Source organism: Streptomyces sp. WAC05292, from assembly GCF_003949955.1.
Taxonomy (GTDB): domain Bacteria; phylum Actinomycetota; class Actinomycetes; order Streptomycetales; family Streptomycetaceae; genus Streptomyces; species Streptomyces globosus.
Genome location: NZ_RPSE01000456.1, coordinates 1 through 4,624 on the forward strand (window position 1 = coordinate 1; position 4,624 = coordinate 4,624).

The window sequence follows — 4,624 nt, forward strand, 5'->3', positions numbered from 1 at the left end:
CGTCGTAGGCGGCCATCAGGGCGGGGGCGATGCCCTTGCCGCGGTGGATCCGCACCTGGGAGGCCGGGCGCGTCAGGGCGAACTCGACGAACGACCAGGCGGCGGCCCGGTGTCTGCTGCTGCCGGCCCTGCTGCTCTTCGCCGTCTTCAAGCTCTACCCGATCGGTTCGTCCTTCGTCCTCAGCCTGCACCGGACCACCGGCGGCACGCGCTCCTTCGCCGGCGCCGACAACTACGTCCGGCTGCTGCACGACCCCCTGCTGCGGACCGCCCTGGGCAACACCGCGGTCATCCTCGCCGTCCAGGTCCCGCTGATGCTGGCCCTGGCGACCGGCCTCGCCGTCGCCCTCGACTCGCGGCTGCTGCGCGCCCGGTCGCTCCTGCGGCTGGGCTTCTTCCTGCCCGTCGTCACCGGGCTCGTCGCCTACGGCATCGTGTTCTCCGTCCTCCTGAACAAGGAGCACGGGCTGGCCAACTGGCTGCTCTCGGGCATCGGCGCGGGCCCCGTGCCCTGGCTGACCGACCCGCTGTGGGCGAAGGTCTCCCTCGGCCTGGCCCTGACCTGGCACTACACCGGCTACAACGCGGTCATCCTGCTGGCCCGCCTGCAGAGCGTCCCCGCCGAGCTGTACGACGCCGCCGCCGTCGACGGGGCCGGTGCGTGGCGGGCGTTCCGCCACGTCACCCTGCCCGGCCTGCGGCCGGCGCTGCTGCTGACCGCGGTGCTGTCCACGATCGGCACCCTCCAGCTCTTCGACGAGCCTTACGTCCTCACCGGCGGCGGCCCGGACAACGCCACCCTCACCATCGGCGTGTACCTCTACCAGAACGCCTTCAAGTTCTTCGACTTCGGCTACGCCTCCGCCATCGCGTACGCCCTCGCCGTCATCGTCGCCGTCCTCGGCCTGGTCCAGTTCCGTGTCCTCGGAGAGAAGGAATGAACGCCTCCGCCGCCCCGCCGCCAGGTGCCCGCCGCCGTGCCCGGAGCCTCATGCTGACCTCCGCCCTCGCCATCACCGTGGCGGCCGTCCTGGTCCCCTTCCACTGGCTGGTCGTGGGCGCCACCCACAGCTCGCAGGAGATCTTCGGCAGTCCGCCGCCGCTGCTGCCCGGCGGCCACCTGGCCGAGAACCTCCACTCGCTCCAGGAGTCCGCGCAGTTCGGCCGGGTCCTGCTGAACTCGCTGCTGCTCTCCGCCCTCTACACCGTCGGCGCGGGAGCGGTGTGCACCCTCGCCGGGTACGGGTTCGCCGTCTTCCGCTTCCGCGGCCGCGACGCCCTCTTCGGGCTTGTGATGCTCGGACTCGTGGTGCCCGTCCAGGCCACCCTCGTCCCGCTGTTCCGGATGATGGCCGACCTGCACTGGCTGGGTACCTACCAGGCGGTGGTCCTGCCCAACCTGGCGCTGCCTTTCGGGATCTTCCTGATGCGGCAGTCGATGGGGGCCCTGCCGCCCGCCCTGCTCGACTCGGGCCGGATGGACGGCTGCGGCGAGCTGCGGCTGTTCCTGCGCGTGGCCCTGCCGGCCATGCGGCCCGCGCTCGCCGCCCTGGCCGTCTTCCTCTTCCTCTACCAGTGGAACGACTTCGTCTGGCCGCTGGTCGTCCTGCGCGACGGCTCCTCGTACACCATCCCGGTGGCCCTCGCCTCACTCCAGGGCCTCGACGAGACCGACTACGGGGCGATCCTCGCCGGGACGGCCGTCGCGGCGCTGCCCATGGCCCTCGTGTTCCTCGCCCTCCAGCGCCATTTCGTCTCCGGCCTGCTCGCCGGCGCCGTGAAGGAGTGACCTTGCCGACCGAACCCGTGACCACCGCCGGGCTGCCGCCCGCCCGGTACGCCCCCCTGCTCGACGAGGTGGAGGCGGCGGTGCTCGCCCTCCCCCCGGGCGGCGAACCCGCCGACGCCCCGTGGACGCTCGCCGACGTCCCGGGCGGTCTGCGCATGCTGCGCGCCGAGACCGGCGGGGCGCCCGCCGAGATCCGCTTCCGCGTCCCGCTCGGCGACGCCGCCGGCTACTGGCACCCCCAGGGCGGCTGGCGGCGCACCCTGGTCGCCGACTGGGAGGGCCGCGCGTCGGCCTCCCTCGTCGACGGCCTCGCGGCGGGCTGCCTGTACGAGCACGGCGGCGCCACCCGGCTCACCTTCGCCGCCGCCGACCCCGCCCCCGAGGCCACGCTCCGCTTCGGCGTGTCCGAGGAGGACGACACGCACGTCGTGCACCTGCGGCTGCCCGCCGACCCGGACGGCGGGCCGCACCGGGTCCTGCTCGTCCCGGCCGCCCCCTCCGTGGCCGCCGCCCTGCGTCCGCTGCGCGCCTGGTACGCCCGCAGGCTGCCGCCCATGCCGGTCCCCGAGGGCGCCCGCGCACCCGTCTACTCCACCTGGTACGCCTTCAACCAGGACGTCACGGCCGCCGCGGTCGAGACCCAGGCCGCCCTCGCCGCACCGCTGGGCTGCGGCACCCTCATCCTCGACGACGGCTGGCAGCTCGGCGGCCGCGGCCGGGGCTACGCCGGCCTCGGCGACTGGCGGCCCGACCCCGCGAAGTTCCCCGACTTCACCGGCCACGTCGCCGCCGTCCGGGCACTGGGCCTGCGCTACCTCGCCTGGACCGCCCCCCTGCTCCTCGGGGCGGACGCCGACTGCCGCGCCCGCTGGGCGCCGTACGCCCCCGCCCCGGCGACCGTTCCCGGCGCCCACGTCCTCGACCCGCGCCGCCCCGAGGTCCGCGAGCACGTCGTCGGGGTGTGCACCCGCCTCGTCCGCGACCACGGACTCGACGGCCTCAAGCTCGACTTCCTCGACCAGGCCGCGGTCTACGCCGGCGACGGCGGCGCCGACGTCGGCCGGGCCATGGCCGGCCTGCTCGCCGAACTCCGGGCCGGCCTGGAGGCCGTACGCCCCGAAGGGCTGCTGCTGGAGCTGCGCCAGCCCTACACCGGGCCCGGCACCGCCCCCTTCGGGAACCTGCTGCGGTCCTTCGACTGCCCGGGCGACTCCGCCGCGAACCGCGTCCGCACGCTGGACACCGCCCTGCTCGCCACCGGCGGCGCCGTCCACTCCGACATGCTGATGTGGTCCCCGCAGGCCCCCGTCGAAGCGGTGGCCCGGCAGCTGATCGGCGCCCTGCACGCCGTCCCGCAGCTGTCCGTGCGGCTCGACCGGATCCCCGAGGCGCACCGGGAGGCCGTCGCGTTCTGGCTGGGGCGCTGGCAGGCCCACCGCGGCCTGCTGCTCGACGGCGAGGTGGAGCCCGGCCGCCCCGACCAGCTGTACCCGCTGGTGCGCGCCTGCGCCGGGGACCGCTGCCTGATCAGCGTCCACGCCGACGTGGTCGTCCCCCTCGACACCGCCGCGCACCGCCGCGTGGAGCTGGTCAACGGGTCCGCCACGGACCGGCTGACCCTCTCCGTACGGGGCGGTCCGGCCCGGATCGCCCGGGTGGTCCACCGCCCCGACGGCCGTATCATCGAGTCCACGTCGGCCCGTTACGGGGAGGGGCCGCACACCCTGGCCGTCCCCCGCGGCGGCCTGGCCTCGCTCACGATCACGGAAGGACGGCGATGAGGGTCGGCATCACCGACATCGCGGCCCGCGCACAGGTCAGCGAGGCGACGGTCAGCCGGGTCATCAACCGCCGCCAGGGCGTGTCGCGCAAGACCCGGGACGCGGTCGAGCAGGCGATGGCCGAACTCGGCTACGAGCGCACCACGCAGGGCCGGCTGGTGGCCGTCGTCACCGACCACGTCTCGAACCCGTTCTTCGCCGACGTCGCCGAGCGCATCGAGTCCGCGCTCGCCCCGCACGGCCTGAAGACCGTGCTGTGCCCGGCGTTCGCCGGAGGCGTGCAGGAGTACGACTTCGTCTCCTCCCTCGTCGACAAGGGCATCGCCGCGGTGGTCTTCCTGTCCGCCTCCAACACCGTCGAGGGCGCCGACACCGAGGCGTACGAGCTGCTGCGGCAGCGCCGCGTGCCGTACGTCGGCGTCAACGGCGAGTTCGCGGACGGCGTCGCGGTGCCGGTGTTCTCCACCGACGACCTGCTCGCCGCCGAACTCGCCGTCGACCACCTGTACCGGCTCGGCCACCGCCGGATCGGCATGGCCTCCGGGCCGGCGGGCAACCGGCCCGCCGACCGGCGCGTGCAGGGCTTCCTGGCCGCGATGTCCCGGCGCGGGATCGAGGACGCCGAGCGCTGGGTGATCCGCCAGTCGTACACGGTGGAGGGCGGCCAGGCCGCCGTGGCGCCGCTGCTGGAACTCGGGGCCACCGCGGTCGTCGCCGCCAGCGACTGGATGGCGCTGGGCGCGATCCGGGGCATCCGCCGGCACGGCCGGTCCGTCCCGCAGGACGTGTCGGTCGTCGGCTACGACGGCACCGCGGTCACCGAGTTCACCGACCCGCCGCTGACCACCGTCCGGCAGCCCGCCGACCGGCTGGCCCTGGAGGTCGGCCGCAGCGTGCTGGCTCTGGTCGGCAACCGCGACGTGCCCGCCGGGGAACTGCTCTTCGACCCCGAGCTGGTCGTCCGCGCCTCCACCGCCCCGGCCCCCGCCGGCGGCTGACCGGCGCAGCTCCGGAACGCTTCGGACGCGGTCCGGCTGCCGCCGGTCCCGGGCCC

4 protein-coding genes are annotated in these 4,624 nt (G+C 74.9%); all 4 read left to right on the forward strand.

What is annotated here, in order from left to right; genetic code table 11:
* Positions 1–29: 29 nt before the first annotated feature.
* Genes EF903_RS29085 through EF903_RS29100 form a run of 4 tightly spaced genes read left to right on the forward strand, consistent with a single transcriptional unit; the run spans position 30 to position 4,568 of the window.
* A complete protein-coding gene (locus tag EF903_RS29085) occupies positions 30–941 on the forward strand; it encodes a carbohydrate ABC transporter permease (protein ID WP_125547994.1) in 912 nt (303 codons plus the stop codon).
* A gap of 50 nt (positions 942–991) precedes the next feature.
* Positions 992–1,789 carry a carbohydrate ABC transporter permease gene (locus tag EF903_RS29090; RefSeq protein ID WP_260616076.1) on the forward strand — a complete coding sequence of 266 codons (798 nt, stop codon included), beginning with the start codon at positions 992–994 and terminating at the stop codon, positions 1,787–1,789.
* 2 nt (positions 1,790–1,791) lie between these two features.
* Positions 1,792–3,570: a glycoside hydrolase family 36 protein gene (locus EF903_RS29095; RefSeq protein ID WP_399421939.1), complete on the forward strand. Its 1,779-nt coding sequence runs from the start codon at positions 1,792–1,794 to the stop codon at positions 3,568–3,570.
* Entirely contained in the window at positions 3,567–4,568 is a 1,002-nt protein-coding gene (locus EF903_RS29100; RefSeq protein ID WP_125547997.1) for a LacI family DNA-binding transcriptional regulator, read from the forward strand. Before EF903_RS29095 ends, EF903_RS29100 begins: the two co-directional genes overlap by 4 nt.
* Positions 4,569–4,624: the final 56 nt, after the last annotated feature.

What these genes read in the sequence shown, in the direction of transcription:
- EF903_RS29085 (WP_125547994.1), top strand. Translation starts at nt 30, where the DNA reads ATGCCCTTGCCGCGGTGGATCCGCACCTGGGAGGCCGGGCGCGTCAGG.
- EF903_RS29090 (WP_260616076.1), top strand. Translation starts at nt 992, where the DNA reads ATGCTGACCTCCGCCCTCGCCATCACCGTGGCGGCCGTCCTGGTCCCC.
- EF903_RS29100 (WP_125547997.1), top strand. Translation starts at nt 3,567, where the DNA reads ATGAGGGTCGGCATCACCGACATCGCGGCCCGCGCACAGGTCAGCGAG.